Source organism: Citrobacter sp. CK191, from assembly GCF_030333435.1.
GTDB lineage: Bacteria > Pseudomonadota > Gammaproteobacteria > Enterobacterales > Enterobacteriaceae > Citrobacter_B > Citrobacter_B koseri.
The window spans coordinates 134,701-151,101 of the sequence record NZ_JAOWFX010000034.1; the positions used below are offsets into that span (position 1 = coordinate 134,701).

Consider the following 16,401-nt stretch of genomic DNA (forward strand, 5'->3'; position numbering starts at 1 on the left):
AGCAACATTAAGCCAACCTTAATTTTTTAAGGTTGTGGGGCGACCTGCGATCGTCGCCACAGGACTGATAAACGTAGCGCCATCGGGGGGTAAACGGCGTATCCGCCATGCTGTAAATAAAGGGAAAAACGGCCCGACAGGATCGCCGGGCCGGGCAGGTTATTTCGCGCAGTTCGCGCACTGTTTGCTGACAATCTGCTGGAAGAAATCGTTGCCTTTGTCATCCACCAGGATAAACGCCGGGAAGTCTTCCACTTCGATTTTCCAGATCGCTTCCATCCCCAGTTCCGGGTACTCCACGCACTCCAGATGCTTGATACTCTGCTGCGCCAGCACCGCAGCCGGGCCGCCAATGCTGCCCAGATAGAAGCCGCCGTATTTGTGGCAGGCGTCGGTGACCTGCTGGCTACGGTTGCCTTTCGCCAGCATGATCATGCTGCCGCCGTGAGATTGCAGCAGGTCAACGTAGGAGTCCATGCGTCCTGCGGTGGTTGGCCCCAGGGAGCCGGACGGGTAGCCTGCTGGCGTTTTCGCCGGGCCTGCGTAGTAGATGGGGTGATCTTTAATGTACTGCGGCAGACCTTCGCCGGATTCGATGCGCTCTTTCAACTTCGCATGGGCGATATCGCGACCGACGATGATGGTGCCGCTCAGCGACAGGCGGGTTGATACCGGGTACTGTGAAAGCTGGGCGAGGATCTCTTTCATCGGCCGGTTGAGGTCAACTTTCACCACTTCGCCTTCACCGGCCTGACGCAGGGATTCCGGGATGTACTGCGCGGGATTGTGCTCCAGTTTTTCGATCCAGATCCCTTCACGGTTGATTTTGGCTTTGATGTTGCGGTCAGCCGAGCAGGAGACGCCCATGCCGACCGGGCAGGACGCGCCGTGACGCGGCAGGCGGATTACCCGGATATCGTGCGCGAAGTATTTACCGCCAAACTGTGCGCCAAGGCCGAGCTTCTGCGCCTCTTCCAGCAGTTCCTGTTCCAGTTGAATATCGCGGAAGGCCTGGCCGTGTTCGTTACCTTCAGTCGGCAGACCGTCGTAATAATGCGTACTGGCCAGCTTCACGGTTTTCAGCGTGCTTTCCGCCGATGTCCCGCCAATCACAAACGCGATGTGGTATGGCGGGCAGGCTGCGGTGCCCAGGGTGCGCATTTTCTCAACGAGGAAGTTTTTCAGCTTGCCGGGCGTCAGCAGCGCTTTGGTTTCCTGATACAGATAGGTTTTGTTCGCCGAGCCGCCGCCTTTTGCCACGCAGAGGAACTTGTATTCATCGCCATCAACCGTGTAGAGGTCGATTTGCGCGGGCAGGTTGGTGCCGGTGTTGACCTCTTTGTACATATCCAGCGCGGCGTTCTGCGAATAGCGCAGGTTGTCTTCGATATAGGTGTTGAACACGCCTTTGGAGAGCGCGGCTTCATCGCCGCCGCCCGTCCAGACGCGCTGGCCCTTTTTACCGACGATAATCGCCGTGCCGGTATCCTGGCAGGTCGGCAGAACGCCTTTAGCGGCAATTTCGGAGTTGCGTAAAAATTGCAGCGCGACGTACTTATCGTTTTCGCTGGCTTCGGGGTCATGGAGAATGGAGGCGACTTGTTGCTGGTGCTCCGGGCGGAGCATAAAGGAGGCATCGTGGAAGGCTTGCTGGGCCAGGAGCGTCAGGGCCTGTGGCTCAACCTTCAGTATCGACTCTCCTTCAAATTCGCCAACGCTAACGTGATCGGAGGTCAGGAGATAATACTCCGTTTTGTCTTCCCCCATCGGGAAAGGCGCCTGATATATAAATTCTTTATTCGACATATGCTTCCAGCCTTTTTAATTATCCTGAATTATTTGAATTGTATAGATGGCGTGCCGCGCGATAACGGGCGGCACGCAAGGTGCTGTTACAGGAACCCGTACATGGCGGCGAAGATCCAGCCAAATACACAGGAGACGCTTACGCCAATCAAACCGGGCAGAATAAAGCTGTGGTTAATGACGAAGCGACCAATGTGGGTGGTGCCGGAACGGTCGAACTGAATCGCGGCCAGATCGCTCGGGTAGGTCGGCAGAATGTAGTAGCCATAGCACGCTGGTGCTGACGCCACGATGTAAGCCGGGTCTACGCCGATAGCCAGTGCTAACGGAACAATCGCCGCCAGCGCCGCCGCCTGGGAGTTTACAAACTTGGAGACCAGCAGCAGAACAATCGCATAGGCCCACGGATACTCTTTCACCATTTCGCCCAGCACGCTTTCGATTTCAGTCATGTGCGCGCCGAACATGGTTTCCGCCATCCAGGCAATACCGTACACCGCCACAATCGCGATCATACCTGAACGGAAGACTTCATTTTTTGAGATAGAAGCAGGATTGGTTTTTGTCAGGATAATAATCAGCGCGCCGGTCAGCAGCATGAACATCTGAATGACCAGCACCATCGACAGCGGTTTGCCGCCGAAGACCGGACGCAGTTCAGAGAAAGCGCCTAACAGAGCGACAACGGCGATGGCCGACAGGAAGATCCACATGGCCAGCCAGTTGCTTTTCGGCAGTTTTTTATCCAGCAGCGTAGCGGTGTCGCCATACACGTAGTGGTAGTTTTCCGGGACGGAGATGAACTTCTGGAACTCTTCGTCTTTATCCAGATCTTTACCACGGAACCAGCTGAAAATACCGATAGCCAGGATACCCAGCAGGGTCGATGGAATGGTGATGGAAAGCAGGTCAAGGAACTCCAGATGCTTACCGTTAAAGGTGAAGTTACCCAGCATCGCGACCAGCGAAACGACCGCCACAGAAACCGGGCTGGCGATGATCCCCATCTGCGCGCCGATAGAACTGGCTGCCATAGGACGTTCCGGGCGAATATTGTTCTTAATCGCGACGTCGTAGATGATGGGCAGAATGGTGTACACCACATGGCCCGTACCGCACAGGATGGTCAGCGTGCAGGTTACAAACGGGGCGACGATGGAGACGTATTTGGGGTTGCGACGCAGCAGCTTCTCGGCAATCTGCAACATCACATCCAGGCCGCCGGAGGCCTGTAGCGTGGCGGAGGCGGCGACCACGGCGATGATCACCAGCATTACGTCGACGGGCGGTTTACCCGGCTGGAGGTGGAAAACAAAGACCAGAATGACCAGACCGATACCGCCTAATAAACCCAGCGCGATACCGCCTTTTCTGGCGCCATAAAACAAACACACTAATATTATGATAAGTTGTATACTAAATAACATTTATCTACCCTCGCGATAAACCTGTTTAATTTTTGATAAATAGATCACAGTCATGTTCTGTTTTTTGTGAATTGTCCTCAGAGCCTGACGAATATTCGCTTTGTCTGTATTGATGATTAATCTCTAAACATGAAATAAGAATTTTTCAGTAAATCATGAGTCATTCTTGGCTTCTGTTTATGGCGTATTCAGAGAACGAAGCTCCCTGGCGATGGGCTGGTTGACAAAGAAGAGCAGGGCAGGTTGTGTGTTTTGTATTCTATGTTACTGAATTTCAGGAACATATCGTCTGCTCACAAAAATAGCGTTATTTTAATTTTTTTTATGTGTCCGGTGAATCCCAGACTACTCCTTTATAGTTAAAAATACACACTCTACGAGTCACATAATACTTAATTAACTTTTGTTACCGTTTTTGAAATTAAAAACAACGTGACGCTTCTGAATAATAAGCTGATGAATTAAAACATATTTGTGTTCATATTTGATCTGGCACAAATTCTCTATTTTTGAGGGTGTAACTTGTGCCTTTGTTATTTTTCATTATTGTAATAATTGTTACCTTTATATAACGCATAATGCGAAGCGGCTTCTTTTCTACTGGCAATATTGCTTAAGTAAAGAATAATGTTCGGCCTGAATACGATAACGGTAAACCGGTCTGCCGGTCACGCCATAATGGATGCTGGTAAACAGAATATGGCAATTGACCAGCCAGATAAGATATTTACGGCAGGAAACGCGGGAAATATTGACCTCATTCGCCAGCTCGTCAGTTGAAAATTCCTGGTCCTGGTGCGCATCGATCCACTGACACAGGGTGCGCAGCGTTTGCGGCGTCAGCCCTTTAGGCAGGCGTCGGGTATCCGGCTCATTGGATGCACTGCCGTGAATCAGCCGATCCAGCTCTGATTGTTCATAATACTGGTGCTTCTCCATCGCCGTTTTCTTTTGCAGCCAGCCGGTCAGCGCCTCTTCAAAGCGGGAAGCCTGAAACGGTTTGATCAAATAATCGACCACGCCGTAATGGAGCGAATCTTTGATGGTGGTGGCGTCGGCGGCGGAGGAGATAACGATGACGTCACATTTGCATCCGGCGCTGTGCAGGACGGGCAGCAGGTCCAGCCCGTTCTCCTTCTGCATGTAAATATCCAGTAAAATCAGATCAATATGGTTTTCGCCATCGAAGATAAACGCTTTTGCTTTCTCCAGCGTAGACGCGGTGCCGCAGCAGTGAAAGCCAGCGATCTGCGCAACATAGCGGCGGTTTAACTCTGCTACCATCGCATCGTCATCGACAATTAAAACATTGATCATATGCTGGTCCTCTCCCCGTCCCAGGGTATTTGAACAAAAAATTGTGTGAAGATCCCGGGTTCCGATTCGACGGTAATATTGCCGCCGATACTCTCAACTTGCTGTTTTACTATCGCCAGACCGACGCCACGCTCCGTTCCCTTTGACGAGACGCCTTTGTCAAAAATTTGCTCTATGCGTTCGGGGTCAATTCCCGGCCCGTCATCGTTGACTTCACAATGCAGCCAGCCATGCCGATAATGCAAGGATACGCTGATTTCACCGCCGGGTTGTTGACCTAGCGCCTCCAGCGCGTTTTCAATTAAATTGCCCAGAATGGTAATCAATACGGTGATTTGATCTTCATTACGGCTGTCCGGTAATCGACTTTCATTGCTAATCACCAGGCTGTGCCCTAAATCGGAGGTGCGATTAATCTTACTGAGCAAAAAGCCTGCGATAACGGGCGACTTTATTTTCCCCAACAGTGAGCCGATCTCTTCCTGATAGTTATTAGCCGTCTTAATAATATAATCTTCAAGCTGCTTATAACTCTTCAGATGCAATAATCCCAGAATGACATGTAATTTGTTCATAAATTCGTGGGATCGTTCACGGAGTGCATCCGCGTAGTTGACCATTCCGTCCAGACGCTGCATGAGCTGGCGGACTTCTGTTTTGTCCCTGAACGTGGAGATCGCGCCGATGATTTTTCCATTGCTGCGCACCGGAACGGTGTTGATAAGCAGCAGACGATCTTTAACGGTAATCTCTTCATCCCGGCGCGGCGTACCGTCGCGGAGCACGTCGTTCAGATTCACTACCTGCGACCAGGCGTGGCTAAGCGAGGATAAGTGCGCGTCATCCTGCGATTTGCGGTAATCGAGGAGTTCCTGCGCCGCCTGGTTGATTAACGTCACCTCGCCGCCGTCGTCAACGGCGACCACCCCCTCTTTGATGGATTGCAGCATCGCCTGGCGCTGCTCAAACAGCGTGGAAATTTCATACGGCTCCAGGCCGAACAGGATGCGTTTGAGCACCTTCACCAGCACGTAAGTGCCCAGCAGCCCCACCAGCGCGCCGAACAGAATCGACCAGATGATGCTCCAGCGGCTGTTGTTGATCTGCTCCGTTACTCTGCTAAGTTCAAGGCCAATCGCCACGACGCCGATCTGCTGATGATTGTCGTCATAAATGGGCGTGAAAACCCGCAGCGCTTTAGCAAGAAAACCGCGATTGATGGCGACGTTTTCATGCCCCTGTAGCGCCAGCAGGATGTCGTCGCCTTTAAACGGCTGGCCGATTCGCTGCGCTTCCGGGTGCGAATAGCGAATGCTCTTCATATCGGTAATCACGATAAATAACATATCGTTGCGTTTGCGAACCGCCTCGGCGATCGCCTGAATGCCGCTCTCTGTCGGCTTTTGCTTCATACGCTGGCGAATTTCCGGGGAGTCCGCCAGCGTACGGGCGACCGCCAGCGCTTTGTCTGCCAGCGCGTCGCGCGTCATGTGGCTGATCTGTGAGAAATAAATCAGATGGACGACGAGCAGCACGGAGAACAACACGGCGCTGACCATCAATATCACGGTCGTGCCGAGTTTCATCTGGCGTTTTCGTCCAGCGCGGCGTTGCAGAGAATGTTTCATCGCGATCCTGAGATTACACATTGTGTGGGTATTATCCCTGATGGGACGGGTAATTCAAAGGAGGTAGGGAAAGACAGGGGCATAAGCACGCTATCGCCCGGCAAACAGGTTAACACCCCGCCGCAATATAATCACCGTTCGCACTGATGGGGATCACCGTCAGAAACAGAATGAGGGCAAACAGCATCAGCGCCAGCCCGCCGATGATACGGATAACCGGCCCCAGCCAGCGCAGGGGGGCATGGTTCCCGGCAAACAGCGCCTGGGTCTGGTTGCGTGCGTAACGTACCGCCAGCGACAGTCCCATAATCGACAGCGCCGTGCCGAAGGACATGGTCATGACGGCGGCAATCCCCCAACTGACAATACCGAGCGCGTTGGAGAACAGTAAAATCATGATTGCCCCGCTACAGGGGCGGGCGCCTGTCGCCAGAATCACGCCGAGGCGTGTTTTCCAGTTGCCGTCGGTGAGTTCTGCGCCCACGCCGTGATGCCCGCAGCCACAGTGTTCGTCGTGGCTGTGCGGCTGGGAGAAACGCGAGAAAATGGGCTTTGGACGCAGGGTTTTTAGCGCCTGGTAGATGATAAATAGCCCGAACGCGCCAATCAGGACGGCGCTGATTTTCTCGACGTACCAGCGGCTGGTGCTGAGATCGCCGGCGGCCAGGTTGAAGCCGACCGCCAGAATAAACACGAACAGTATGGCGCTGACGCCCTGCATCAGGCTGCCAATAAAGGGTACGACCCGCGCGGCAAGCAGGCTCTCTTTCGTCGTGCTCAGCCAGGTGGTGACGATAAATTTCCCATGCCCCGGCCCAATCGCATGCAGTACGCCATAGAAGAACGCGCCGGTCAGCAGCCATAGCCCACCGGTGTACTGGTGGTTATTGAGTTGCAGCAAATACATGACCAGATAGCGGTGCAGGGTGATCTGGGCGGCGAGACACCACTGGATAAACGCTTCCCAATGGCTGTGCACGGTGAAACCTGCCCACAGCAGCGTCAACATCAGGAGTCCTGCCAGCGGTAAACGCAGGGAGGGAAGCTGTTTTGGTGCGATCATGATTCCGCCTGGTAATGAGTTTTGCGGAAAGTATAGCCTGAGGAAAGCGATTCTCCGCAGAATTGTCAGCCGGATAAGGCGAAGCCGCTATCCGGCATTTCCCGGTTAAGGCGCGAGGAAGATCTGCGGCCCGCCGCTTGTCGGGTGTGTTCCGACGTGAACTTCCGCGCCGTACCAGCGGGTTAGCGTACCGGCTTGCAGAACCTCGGCGGGTGCGCCTTCGGCAACGATGTTGCCGCCATGCAGTAACACGATTCGATCCGCCCACAGGGCCGCCAGGTTGAGATCGTGCAGCACGATGCAAACATGCAGATGGCCCTTACGGGTCAGCGTTTTCAGCAACCGCAGTAAATGCTGCTGATGGAACAGATCCAGCGCGGAGGTGGGCTCATCAAGAAAAAGCCAGCCGCGTGGGGAGCCGTCGCACCATAGCTGCGCCAGCGCGCGCGCCAGCTGTACGCGCTGCTGTTCGCCGCCGGACAAGGAGGCGTAACGTCTTCCCGCCAGCGACAAACATTCCGTAAGCTGCATCACCTGATGAATCACCGCCGGTTCGGGCTGCTGCGTCCAGGGCATTCGCCCCATGCCGATTACGGCCTCAACGGGCCAGTCGAACCCCATTCGCGTTTGCTGAAGCATGACCGCGCGGTAGCGGGACAGCGTCTGCGCAGGCCATTGCTCAAGCGGTTTGCCGGCCAGCAGGCAACGTCCGTCTGCCGGAGTGAGATAACCGGTGAGCAGCCTTAACAGCGTCGATTTCCCGGCACCGTTGGGGCCAATTAATGCCAGCAGTTCTCCCTGGGTCAGGGAGAGCGAGATATCGCGAATAATTGTTCTGCCCGCAGCGGCGTAGCTGACGCTGTCAGCGAGAAAACGTTCAGCCATATTGACCTCCCCGGCGGAAAATAAGCCACAGGAACCACGGCGCGCCCAGAATACTGGTCAGCAGCCCGACCGGCATTTCAGCCGGGGCAACCAGCGTTCGGGCGATGGTATCGGCAATCAGCAGCAGAAAGGCGCCCGCCAGCACGGAGCCGGGGATCACCGCACGATGGTCCGCCCCTAGCCACATCCGTATCAGATGCGGCACGACCAGACCGATAAACCCGATCACGCCGCTGACGGCGACAGCCGCCGCCACCAGCAACGCGCTACAGATCAGCAGGATTCGCTGAACAACCCGGACATCGACGCCCAGGTAATGCGCTTCTTCCTCTCCCAGTTGCAGCAGGTTAAGCGCGCCAGCAAGACGCCAGATGAGAAATACCGTTGGGATCATCAAAGAGGCGACCGCCAGCAGCGTTGACCACTGCGCCTGGCCAAGGCTGCCCATTCCCCATAGCGAGAGCTGGCGTAGCTGGGTGTCATTGCTGATCCACGACAACACGCCCACCGCCGCGCCACATAGCGCATTAATGGCGATGCCGACCAGCAGCAGCCGGGAGAGCGAACTGTCCCGCTGTCGGCTGAGCAGGAAAATAACGACCGTTGCGATGAGCGCGCCAATGAATGCCGCCAGCATCGGCGCATACAGCATAATCAGGGGAGGCAGCGTGAGCGGAAGGACGACCCACAGCGCAACGGCTAACGCCGCGCCGCTGCTGATGCCGAGCAGTCCCGGATCGGCGAGGGGGTTGCGAAAGAGCCCCTGCATCACGCACCCGGACAGCGCCAGCGAGCCGCCAATCACCAGCGCGAGCAGAACCCGGGGCAGACGAATGTTGAACCAGATCTGGCGTAACGCGTCGTCGCCGTCATGCCAGAGCAGGCTGAGCGGCAGGCGTAATGCGCCAAAACCGCTTGCCACGACCGTCACCACTGCCAGCATCAGCGCCAGCGTATACAGAGAAAGCGTGATCCGCCGTGGCATCAGGGCAATGACTCCGCTTTCGCGCGTAGCTGCTGAATCGCCTGAGGCGTACGCACGCTAAAACCGAGCAGCGCCATATCATCGACCGCGAACACCTGCTTATTGCGCCCGGCAGGGGTCTGCGCCAGTCCAGGTAACTTCCAGAGATTCTCTTCGCCGCCCATCGCCGTTAATCCCTCCTGGGGAATCACCACCAGATCGGGCTGGCTGGCGATCACGCCTTCCTGTGAGAGCGGCTGATAGCGGGAGACGCCCTGCATTGCATTTTGTAGCCCTGCCGCGCGAATGGCGGCATCCGCTCCCGTTTGCTGTCCGGCGGCCATCGCGCTCATTCCGCCGTGGTTAAGAATAAACAGCACCCGCTTATTGAGCGGCGTGGTCGGCAGCGCGGAGATCTCTTTATTCAGCGTCTGGCGCAGCGCCTCGCCTTCAGCCACCCGGTCGGTGGCGTTGGCGATGACCTGCACTTTCTCGTCGATGACGCGCAGGTCGTTGCGGCTCGGTACGGTAATGACCCGAACATGACTTTGCTCGACCTGTTTGAGTACCAGCGAGGGCTGAGCCTGGCTGCTTGCCAGCACAAGATCGGGACGCGTGGCGAGGATACCTTCGGCATTTAGCTGGCGCAGATACCCCACATCCGGCAGGGCAGTGGCCTCCGGCGGCCACTGGCTGGTGCTGTCGCGGGCGACCAGCGAAGACTGTGCGCCGAGCGCGTACACGATCTCGGTGACATCTCCGCCGAGCGCGACGATCTTATCCTGTTTCGCGGCAAGAACCGTCAGCGGCAGGGCGGCAATCAGGGCAAGCAGTTTTTTCATGCCGCCAGCCCTTTTGGCATCAGCGCCTCAATCTGTTTGCGCCACTGTGTCTGTTCTGGTTCGCCTTCCGTACGCTGACCGTAAAGCTGAGCGATTTGCGTGCCGTCATGCGCAAAGAGTTCCAGACTGGTGACGTGGCCGTCTGCGGTAGGTTTGCGGGTTATCCAGGTCTCGTCAATCGTCTCTTCCAGCAGGTGCAGCGTAAACGTCGGGTTGAAAATATTCAGCCAGCCTTTCATCGGCACGACTTTTTCGACCACGCCGGTGAAAATTTGCACGCAGCCTCTGTTGCCGACGAACACCATGATTTCATTGCCGTCTTTAAGGGCGGCGTCGAGGAGCTGCGCCAGCGCGCTGTTCGGCACCTTGCAGGCCAGATCGTCAGCGACCCGTTCAAAAGCCTGCTGGCGGGTCAGGTTATGGCGCTTGAGCAGCGTGAAGAACTGGTGAACGTCGGTCATCGCGCGCCACTCTCTGTCAACGGTCACGGCATCGGCAGCCGTTTCGTTAACAGGGGTTTCAGCCGCTTTCAGCGCCAGCGGCGCATTCTCGGTCACGATAAAATGTTGCAGAAGCTCGTCCCAGGCGGCGGTGTCGGTGTTGTCTGTGGCATACACCTTCAGGAGCGCATCGCCCTGATGATCAAAGAACTGAATGCTCTGGCGCTCGCCGCGGGCGGTCGCTTCCTTAATGTGGAACACGCTGGCCCATTGATTTAAAAATAAGCGCAGATCGAGCGCGCGTGGGTTCAGTACCAGCCCGGCGTGACCGCTCAGGTGTTGATTGGTGAATGCGCCGACCTGCTCGTGTACCGCGTACTCGTTGCGGCAGATGCATTTTGTTTCGCCAACGGATTCCAGCGCCGCGAAAATTTCACGCGTGTCGCCGCGCAGCCGCCATGCGTCATGACCGACGCGGGCAAACGTCAGCTCCGCCTCGCTGATCCCCAGTAAACCAGCGATGTCACGCGCGTACTTACCAGGATGTTGTTCTTTTAGCTCAAGCCAGCGTGTGTAGTGGTTCATTGTCTCTTCCTTCCAGTGTTTGCCCCGGCGAACCGGGGCGGGTGATTACCATTGATAGCTCACGAAAATCTTGCCGTTGCGCCCGTCCTGCGGGATGCCCTGCGGCGACCAGTACTCTTTATCGAAGGCGTTACCCAACACCAGCGTGGTGGTCATGCCTTTCAGCGCCTGCTGTCCCTGGTAGCTAACGTAAAAGTCGTTGACGGCATAACCCGGCTGTTTGCTGTATTCGCTGCTGATATGCGTTGAGCGATCGGCAAACGTTCCTACCCAGCCAACGGAGAAGCCGCTCTGCGCGACGGGAATATTCAGCTTGCTGGTGACGGTATCCGGGTTAATGCTGGAGATATACTCTCCGGTATCCTTGTCTTTCCCACGGGTGCGGTTGTAGGCCACGTCGAGGCTGAACAGATCAGCGGTATATTTCGTCATCACATCCCAGCCCCAGATTTTGGCGTTCGGGACGTTGTAAGACATGGTGGTCGCGGCGGCGAAATCGACGGTCGTGGAGATGTAATCTTTTGCTTTGGTATCAAAGTAGCTGGCTTTGAACTCCAGCGCATCGTTGGACAGCATCAGATTGTCGAAACGCAGACCAAAACCGTACTCCTGCGTTTCGTTGGTTTCCGGGCGCAGGTTAGGGTTTGGCACCCAGTAGTTAGTGTAGAAGCTGCCAATGGAGAAGTGTTTTGCATCGTTATACATTTCACCCATTGTCGGCGCGCGGAATGCCTGGGCGTAAGAGCCAAACAGCATCAGCCAGTCCGTCGGGCTGACGGTTAACCCGGCGCGGGATGACCATTTATCGGCATCAACATCGTCATAGCCGTCGCTGCTGCCGCGGTAGTTGTCGTAACGCGTGCCGCCCAGCAGGGTGACGGGCAGGTCGCGAAGGGTGATTTCATCCTGCAACCAGCCGGAGCTGAAGTCGATTTTTGCTTCCGGGAAGCCGGTTGTCACACCGCCGGGTTTTTGCTCCTGACGGTAATACTCTCCGCCATACGTCAGCAGGTGAGAGGCGAAAGCGTCGCTGAAGAGACGCGTGCGGTTTTCAACTTTTCCGCCTTTGGTGGTTTGTTTGCGAAATTCGCCCGTGTTATCGACGTTCTGGGCGTTGATGCGCGCTTCAGACCAGTACACTTTGGCATCGGCATTCAGCCAGTCGTTGCCCTGCGGCGCGATCCTGTAAGAGAGTTGCATGTCGCGCTGGATGGTCGAGCGATCCACAAGAGGGTTGCTGGTGGAGGCATCAATCGTTTGCGGGTTCTTCGGCTCTTGCGCGTCGTTGTTGTAGTAACGTAATGACCCACTCAGCGCCTGCGCATCGTTAATATACCAGGTGCCTTTTGCCAGCATGTTATTGATCGATTCATCATTTGGCGCCGTGGAGCCGTCGCCCTGACGCAGGTCGCCACGATCGCGGCTGGACCATGCCACCAGTCCATCAAGGTTATCGGTTCGGCCAAAGGCGCTGGCGCCCATTCCCAGACTGTGATCGCCGGTGCCGCCGGTGCCAAAGACGCGGAAACCGCTGTTCTGGCCTTCCTGAAGCAGATCTTTCGCATCGGCGGTTTCATAAGAGATCACGCCGCCCAGCGCGCCGCTGCCGTACAGCAGTGCAGAAGGGCCGCGAACGATCTCAATACGTTTGATCAACGCCGGATCGAGGAAGGTGCTGTTGAGGTGCCCGGTATCGGTTCCCTGACGAACGCCGTCCACCAGAATCAGTACGCCGCGACGGTCATAGCCACGCATACTGATATCCTGGCCGTTGGTTCGCCCGCTTCCGCTCAGGGTGATCCCTGGAACAGGACGCAGCAGATCGGCTGCCGAGCTGGCGGTCTGGTTTTCGGGATCGGACGTATCGATAACGCTCACCATCATGGGGGCTTCAAAGGTGCTGCGCGCATTACCGGTCGCAGTGACGGTGATATCGTCTGTGGTCGCGTAAGCCGCTCCTGGCAGGGTGCTAACGATTGCCAGCGCCAGCAGAGATGGGCGCAAGGAGGCAGATTGCAGGCGTAACATAACAACTCTCCATAAGGAAATTGAAAAGTGCTGGCTGCCTGGGGGGAGACCTGGGTGGCTGGCGAAATTGGTTATTTATTTAGTCAGGATCAGTTTCCCGGATTGCGTCTGGCGGAGCAGATAATGTTCACCCTTATGCTCAATCAGTACCCAGCCTTCTTCGCCGAGCAATACTTTGCTGTCTATCTGGCGTTTGGTGCCTGAAGGAGAAAGCGGAGCGTTGTTTTTTATTATTGCAGCCATAGTGTTATGCATAGCGGGCGCATCCGTTATGAAAATGATAATAAACATGATAACAAGAATGATTATCATCAAGATCAATTTTTGCATCAAGCGTTTTTTCGTAAAATAGCGTCTGGATCAACTTTGGTGAGAAAAGCGGTGATATTGAGGGGTACGGCAAGTAAAAACCCGCAAAATGGCGGGTTTTTTATCTCGTTACATCGTGATTCACAACGGACTTTATTTTTTCTCCAGCGCTTCCCAGAGACCTGACAGGTAAGTGACGCCGAGCGCGCGGTCGTAAAGACCATAGCCTGGGCGTCCCGTTTCTCCCCAGATAAAGCGACCGTGATCCGGGCGGATGTAGCCATCAAAGCCGTTATCGTGGAGCGCCTGCATTACGCGGTACATGTCCAGCGAACCGTACTGCGAAGGGTGGGCCGACTCGTAGAAGTCTTTATCTTTGATCAGCTTAATGTTGCGTACGTGCGCAAAATGGAGGCGCTTGCGACGCGTGAATTCAGCCAGGATTTCATAGACGTTATTTTCTGGATCTTCCGCGATCGAACCGGTACAGAGGGTGATGCCATTCGCCGGAGAGTCAACGGCATCGCAAATCATCGCCAGGTCGGCGTGGTTTTTGACCACGCGCGGAAGGCCGAAAATAGAATACGGCGGATCGTCCGGGTGAATGGCCATTTTCACGCCCACTTCTTCGCACACGGGAATAATCTCCCGGAGGAAATAAAACAGGTTTTCCCGCAGCTTGTCGTCATCCACTCCACTGTAGCGCGCGAATAATTCCTGCACTTTAGCCAGGCGCTCAGGTTCCCATCCCGGTAATGCGAAACCGTTGGAGTTATCCAGAACCTCTTTTACGACCTCTTCCAGCGTCTTATCAATGCCATGTTTTTCAAAGGCCATCGTCAGAGAACCGTCCGGCAGGACGTAGTTCATGTCCGTTTTCATCCAGTCGAAGACCGGCATGAAGTTATAACAGATGACCTTTATGCCAAAGCCCGCCAGGTTGCGGATCGTCTGCTTGTAATTCTCAATATAGCGATCGCGTTCCGGGGTGCCGATTTTGATGTCATCGTGGATATTGACGCTTTCGATGACTTCCATCTTCAGGCCCGCAGCGTGCGCCTGCTCAACCAGCGCCTTAATTTTTTCAACCGGCCACACTTCTCCAGGGGCGACATCATAGAGCGCCCCGACGACGCCTTCTACACCCGGCACCTGGCGAATGTATTCCAACGGGATTTTGTCTTCCTGTGGCCCAAACCAGCGCATTGTCATCTGCATTCTTTGTCCGCCTTTCTTATCTTATTGCGTATTTCGTATATTTGACTTCATGCCATACTAGTATTGACTAGCATATTCAGTAATGACAATTTGATCAACCTTACCGTAGAAAAAAGATTAAATGCCGCCAGGAATATACATTTCCGTTAAGGGGAAGCTTTTACTGGAAAGCTTATTTCCGGTAAGTGTTTTAATTTTGTAAAATATAATGATCAGTTTGTTCTTATTTGTCGTTTATCGTGAAAATAGCCGCTATAGCACAGGGATTAATACACGCCATTACGACTGAAAGTGATTTTTTTATTGAAAGTTGCATAACATGATTTAAGTCACAAATTTCTTAATTACACTTGTATGGTAGTAGACTTTAAATGGGCGGGAGGGGTAATGTCGGGGCTATTAAGTACCTGTCATACACCGATTTTAGCCTCAACCTGGGGACGTTTTAGCAAAAGCCATCCCCTTGTGCGGAGTAATTATGTCCATGATAAATAAAAGTTTTATGATAAATAACGAACCGGGTCAGCGGTTGTATTCTGAGCTGGCTAAGACGTTACCTATTATTGACTATCACTGCCATCTTGAAGCGAAAGCGATTTGGGAAAACAAACCTTTTTCCGATATTACCCAGCTTTGGCTGGAAGGGGACCATTATAAATGGCGGGCGATGCGCGCCAATGGCATACCCGAGCGGAAAATTACCGGCGATGCCTCTTCAGAGGAAAAATTTGAAGCGTGGGCGCAAACCGTTGAGGCCAGTTTTGGTAATCCGCTGTATCACTGGACTCATCTTGAACTGAAATATTATTTCGCGATTGAGGAAACGCTAAACAGTAAGAACTGGCGCACGATTATGGCGCAGTGTAATGAACAATTACGTCGCGATGATTTTTTACCGCAGGCGTTAATTACACGTTCAAATGTTGAAGCGCTTTGCACAACCGATGGGCCGCTTGACGATCTGGAATATCATCAGCGACTGGCGGAAAAGCGTGATTTTTCAACGCTCGTGCTGCCGACCTTCCGTCCCGATGAACTGTTTGAAACGCATCCCGATCGCTTCCTGACGTTTGTTTCTCGCCTGTCGCAGAAAACCGGAAAAACCATTACCACTCTGAATGAGTTTCTCGCGGCGCTTGAAGCGCGCGTCGATTTTTTCCACAGCACGGGTTGCCGGGTGTCGGATCATGGGCCGCTGGCCGTTCGTTTTCGCCCGCTTGATGCTGCCGGGCAGGCCTCGCTGTTCCAGCGCCGACTGGCAGGTGATGCGCTGAGTGAAGATGAACTTCAGGCCTGGGATAGCCTTATTTTTGTCGCCTTAGCCAAAATGTACAAACAGCGCGACTGGGCAATGCAGATTCACTTTGGCGCGATTCGCAACAACAACACGCCAATGTTCGAAAAAATCGGCATTAACTGTGGCTTTGATTCCATTGGCGATCAGACGCACCTTGCGGAAAGCCTGAATGGTCTGCTGAACGCAATGGCGGAAAACAACGGTCTGCCGAAAACGATCCTCTACAACCTCAACGCCAGCTATAACGATGTGGTTGCCTCCACCATCGCTAATTTCCAGAGCGGTGAAGATGGCGTGAAATCCCCGCTGCAATTTGGCTCCGGCTGGTGGTTTAACGATACGCGACGCGGCATGGTGAATCAGCTCAATGCGCTTGCCGATCAGGGATTACTCTCTAACTTTATTGGTATGCTGACGGATTCCCGTAGCTTTGTCTCCTATACCCGACACGATTATTTCCGCCGAATCCTCTGTGATTTGATTGGCGGGTGGGTCGAAAGAGGGGAAGTGCCGGAGGACGATGCGATCCTCAATAATATGATTCGTGGCATCTGCGTGGATAACGCCCGCCGCTATTTCCGTTTTCGATAAG

General features: G+C 54.4%; 13 protein-coding genes. 1 reads left to right on the forward strand and 12 read right to left on the reverse strand.

The genetic code is table 11. The annotated features are described in order from the left end of the window. Window positions 1–159 precede the first annotated feature (159 nt). The 12 genes from fumA to uxuA form a co-directional block, all read right to left on the reverse strand. Complete coding sequence (fumA, locus tag OGV82_RS20375; protein ID WP_058668435.1) at window positions 160–1,806, reverse strand: class I fumarate hydratase FumA; 1,647 nt, start codon at window positions 1,804–1,806, stop codon at window positions 160–162. Between the two features lie 86 nt (window positions 1,807–1,892). Continuing rightward, the gene (gene dcuB / locus OGV82_RS20380) at window positions 1,893–3,233 is read right to left on the reverse strand and encodes an anaerobic C4-dicarboxylate transporter DcuB (protein ID WP_012134520.1); all 1,341 of its coding nucleotides are present in this window, start codon (window positions 3,231–3,233) and stop codon (window positions 1,893–1,895) included. Window positions 3,234–3,830: 597 nt separating this feature from the next. Beyond that, complete coding sequence (gene dcuR, locus OGV82_RS20385) at window positions 3,831–4,550, reverse strand: two-component system response regulator DcuR (RefSeq protein ID WP_012134518.1); 720 nt, start codon at window positions 4,548–4,550, stop codon at window positions 3,831–3,833. After that, complete coding sequence (locus OGV82_RS20390; RefSeq protein ID WP_024130815.1) at window positions 4,547–6,178, reverse strand: sensor histidine kinase; 1,632 nt, start codon at window positions 6,176–6,178, stop codon at window positions 4,547–4,549. The genes dcuR and OGV82_RS20390 overlap by 4 nt, the downstream gene beginning before the upstream one ends. Before the next feature lie 109 nt (window positions 6,179–6,287). Then, window positions 6,288–7,241, reverse strand: a complete 954-nt coding sequence (locus tag OGV82_RS20395; RefSeq protein ID WP_101744332.1) for a nickel/cobalt transporter — start codon at window positions 7,239–7,241, stop codon at window positions 6,288–6,290. A 105-nt stretch (window positions 7,242–7,346) separates the two neighbouring features. Further along, window positions 7,347–8,126: a heme ABC transporter ATP-binding protein gene (locus OGV82_RS20400; RefSeq protein WP_101744333.1), complete on the reverse strand. Its 780-nt coding sequence runs from the start codon at window positions 8,124–8,126 to the stop codon at window positions 7,347–7,349. Beyond that, window positions 8,119–9,111: a FecCD family ABC transporter permease gene (locus OGV82_RS20405; protein ID WP_012134514.1), complete on the reverse strand. Its 993-nt coding sequence runs from the start codon at window positions 9,109–9,111 to the stop codon at window positions 8,119–8,121. The genes OGV82_RS20400 and OGV82_RS20405 overlap by 8 nt, the downstream gene beginning before the upstream one ends. Then, complete coding sequence (locus OGV82_RS20410; protein ID WP_012134513.1) at window positions 9,111–9,932, reverse strand: heme/hemin ABC transporter substrate-binding protein; 822 nt, start codon at window positions 9,930–9,932, stop codon at window positions 9,111–9,113. Before OGV82_RS20410 ends, OGV82_RS20405 begins: the two co-directional genes overlap by 1 nt. Next, window positions 9,929–10,957 (reverse strand): hematinate-forming heme oxygenase ChuS, encoded by a 1,029-nt coding sequence (chuS, locus tag OGV82_RS20415; RefSeq protein ID WP_286462833.1) that lies wholly within the window; start codon window positions 10,955–10,957, stop codon window positions 9,929–9,931. Before chuS ends, OGV82_RS20410 begins: the two co-directional genes overlap by 4 nt. Window positions 10,958–11,002: 45 nt before the next feature. Continuing rightward, entirely contained in the window at window positions 11,003–12,985 is a 1,983-nt protein-coding gene (locus OGV82_RS20420; protein WP_012134511.1) for a TonB-dependent hemoglobin/transferrin/lactoferrin family receptor, read from the reverse strand. Window positions 12,986–13,060: 75 nt separating this feature from the next. Then, the gene (gene hemP, locus OGV82_RS20425; protein ID WP_077956852.1) at window positions 13,061–13,297 is read right to left on the reverse strand and encodes a hemin uptake protein HemP; all 237 of its coding nucleotides are present in this window, start codon (window positions 13,295–13,297) and stop codon (window positions 13,061–13,063) included. A 150-nt stretch (window positions 13,298–13,447) separates the two neighbouring features. Next, a complete protein-coding gene (gene uxuA / locus OGV82_RS20430; RefSeq protein WP_012134508.1) occupies window positions 13,448–14,512 on the reverse strand; it encodes a mannonate dehydratase in 1,065 nt (354 codons plus the stop codon). Window positions 14,513–14,990: 478 nt separating this feature from the next. Here uxuA and uxaC point away from each other — a divergent pair, with 478 nt between their 5' ends. Next, the gene (uxaC, locus tag OGV82_RS20435) at window positions 14,991–16,400 is read left to right on the forward strand and encodes a glucuronate isomerase (protein WP_101744334.1); all 1,410 of its coding nucleotides are present in this window, start codon (window positions 14,991–14,993) and stop codon (window positions 16,398–16,400) included. Window position 16,401: the final 1 nt, after the last annotated feature.